At 72.0% G+C, this 2,813-nt stretch carries 2 protein-coding genes and 1 pseudogene; 2 read left to right on the top strand and 1 reads right to left on the bottom strand.

The annotated features are described in order from the left end of the window. A pseudogene (locus tag ABFX54_RS39850) lies at window positions 1-278 on the bottom strand (hypothetical protein); the annotation flags it as partial. 260 nt (window positions 279-538) lie between these two features. Here ABFX54_RS39850 and ABFX54_RS39845 point away from each other — a divergent pair. Together ABFX54_RS39845 and ABFX54_RS39840 are read left to right on the top strand one after the other, a co-directional pair. After that, window positions 539-2,068, top strand: a complete 1,530-nt coding sequence (locus tag ABFX54_RS39845) for an MFS transporter (protein WP_346112015.1) — start codon at window positions 539-541, stop codon at window positions 2,066-2,068. Window positions 2,069-2,103: 35 nt separating this feature from the next. After that, the gene (locus tag ABFX54_RS39840) at window positions 2,104-2,796 is read left to right on the top strand and encodes a DoxX family protein (protein ID WP_346112014.1); all 693 of its coding nucleotides are present in this window, start codon (window positions 2,104-2,106) and stop codon (window positions 2,794-2,796) included. Window positions 2,797-2,813: the final 17 nt, after the last annotated feature.

The following is a 2,813-nucleotide window of genomic DNA, read 5'->3' as shown; positions in this document are numbered from 1 at the left end:
CCCGCCAGCCGCAGCCGGGCGGGCCATGAGCCGCCGGCCAGGTCCACGGCCCGCTCGGCGGCGGGCACCGCGTCGGTGTCGCGGCCCAGCCGCTCGTGGGCCAGGCTGGTCAGCCGCTGCGGCCACTCGGCGACCGGGTCGAGGTCCGCCGCCCGCCGCGCGGCCTCCAGCGCGGACTCGGGACGGCCGGCGTCGAGCCTGGTCAGGGCCTCGTCGCACCATTCACGTGAGGACCGGTCGGGATGATCGCCTTTGGTGCCACGTGCGTCGGTCCCCACACGTCCCATGATCGGCTGGCGCGTGATCGTTGGATAGATACCGACATATGGCTGTATCTCTCTAGAGAGGTACAGGGTGACCGTGGATCGACCGATACCGCTATGACAAGTCCGTGACATGGCCTAAGCTGCCACGCAAGCCGGAGGGCCGGAGTCAGGCGGCAGAGCTCGGGAGGAGCGAGCGCCGAGCCGCGGCTCCCGACGCCACCGACCACAGCACGTGCGGGCCCTGGACAACGGATCGGCCTGCAAGGAGGGCCATGACCGTCACACAGGCCGCACCCCTCGTACGGACCGCAGACCGAGAGCATCAGGACCGCCGCTGGTCCATTCTCGTGCTGCTCTGCCTGGCGCTGCTGCTGATCACGGTCGACGCCACGGTCCTGCACATCGCGGTGCCCGCGCTCACGGCCGCGCTGGAGCCCTCCGCGGTGCAGTTGCTCTGGATCATCGACATCTACTCGCTGGTGGTCGCGCCGCTGCTGATCATGTTCGGCACGCTTGGCGACAGATACGGGCGTAAACGCCTGGTCCTGTGGGGCTTCGTACTGTTCGGCGTCGCCTCGGCCGCCGCCGCGTGCGCCCCGACCGCGCTGACACTGATCCTGGCCAGGGCGATGCTCGGTGTCGGGGGCGCGATGATCATGCCCGCCACCCTCTCGCTGATCCGCCAGGTGTTCACCGACAGACGCGAGCGGGCCATCGCCCTGGGCGTCTGGAGCGCGGTCGCGGCGGCCGGCGCGGCGATCGGGCCGCTCGTCGGCGGCGTGCTCGTCGGCTTCTGGTGGGGCGCGGTCTTCCTGATCAACGTGCCGATCCTGCTCGTGCTGCTGCCCGCGGCCAAGCGCCTGCTGCCCGAGTCGCGCGGGCGCCGCGACCGGCCGTGGGACGCGGTCAGCGCCGCGCTGTCGGTGTTCGGCATCCTGGCGCTGGCGTTCGGGCTCAAGGAGGCGGGCTCGGGCAGCCTGCTGCCGCTCTGGGCCTCGGTGCTGGTCTTCGCGGCCGGGCTGGGGCTGCTGGTCGCCTTCGTCCGGCGGCAGACCCGGCTGCCGGCTCCGTTCCTGGAGATCGGGCTGTTCCGGCGGCGGGAGTTCACCACCGGGGTCCTCGGGGTGCTGCTCGGCGTGTTCGCGCTGGTGGGGCTGCAGCTCATGCTCGCCCAATACCTGCAACTCGTCCTCGGTGACAGCCCCGTGCGGGCCGCGCTCAGGATGTTGCCCCTGGTCATCTCCGCCGTCTCCGGCGGCCTCGCCGCCGCCCACATCCTGCCCAGGGTCGGCATGCGGGCCACCATGAGCGGTGGCCTCGCGCTCGTCGCGCTCGCCCTGACGCCCACCCTGACCTGGGGAGTCGAGGGGCATCCCGTGATGCTGGCGGTCTGCTTCGTCGGCATCGGGTTCGGGGTCCAGGTGGCGCTGCTCGCCGCCTCCGACACGATCATGGCGTCGGCTCCCGAGACCCAGGCGGGCGGGGCCGCGGCCATCGAGGAGACCGCGTACGAACTGGGCGCCGGCCTGGGCGTCGCCGTGCTCGGCACCATCACCGCGATCGTGTACGCGCCCGGCTTGCCCGCCGTTCCCGGCGTCTCGGCGGGCGGCATGGACCAGGCCAGGCAGTCACTGGCCTCCGCCGCCCACGTCGCCGACCAGATCGGCGGCGACACGGGCGGCGCGCTGCTCGACGCCGCCCGGTGGGCCTTCGTCAACGCCCTGCACACGACAGTGGTCGTGAGCGTCGTCCTGCTCAGCCTGACCGCCGTCGCGGTGGCCATGCTGCTCAGCCGTGATTGAGGTGTGCCATGTCCCGATTAGGGCAGACAACTACCGTGAAACAGGTCCTTCGTGATCTTGCCGCTTTAGTCGCCCGCATCGGTGTGGGCGGTATCTTCTTCGCCAACGGCTGGACCAAGCTCGAAGACGGTCTCATCACCACCGGCGCGAAGTTCTTGCAGCAGGGTGCCCCTGCCCCCGGCGCGTGGGCCACGGTCACCATGCTCGCCGAGCTCATCGGCGGCGCCCTGCTCATCGCCGGGCTCGCCGTCTCCGTCACCGGGCTGATCCTCTTCGCCGAGGCGCTGGCGGTCTTCGTGGTGGCCCCGCCCCTCAACCCGATCAGCCTGAACGAGCTCATCCTGCTCGGAGCCGCGTCCCTGCTGCTCGCCGTGGTCGGCGCGGGGCGGGTCTCGGTCGATCACATGGTGGTGATCCGGCGGAGGGAATCGGAGGCGGCGGACGAGTTCGCCGCCGACTCGGAGGCCGACCGGGTCATCGCGTCACTGCGCGATCCCGACAATCCCGGCGGCTCCGGCGAACCCGCGGAGTCCCCGAGCGCCGCGACCGCGTCCTCAGGCAAGGAGGCCGAGGCCAAGGCGTCCGAGGACACGGCGCCGCATCCCCGGCCCCGTACGCGTCCGGCGGACGCCAAGCGCGGCGAGGAGCCCTCGCCCGAGCCCGGCGACACGCTGGTGGCGGGACGCAAGAAACCCCCGGCCCGCGGCCGCCGCACCACCGCCGACTGACCGCCGCAGCTTTCGTC

Origin of the sequence: Nonomuraea maheshkhaliensis, assembly GCF_039529435.1 — a bacterium.
In the GTDB taxonomy this organism is placed as follows: domain Bacteria; phylum Actinomycetota; class Actinomycetes; order Streptosporangiales; family Streptosporangiaceae; genus Nonomuraea; species Nonomuraea maheshkhaliensis.
Note: the sequence above shows the minus strand (reverse complement) of the source record. Positions and strands in the feature narration are given on the sequence as shown.

What these genes read in the sequence shown, in the direction of transcription:
- ABFX54_RS39845 (WP_346112015.1), top strand. Translation starts at nt 539, where the DNA reads ATGACCGTCACACAGGCCGCACCCCTCGTACGGACCGCAGACCGAGAG.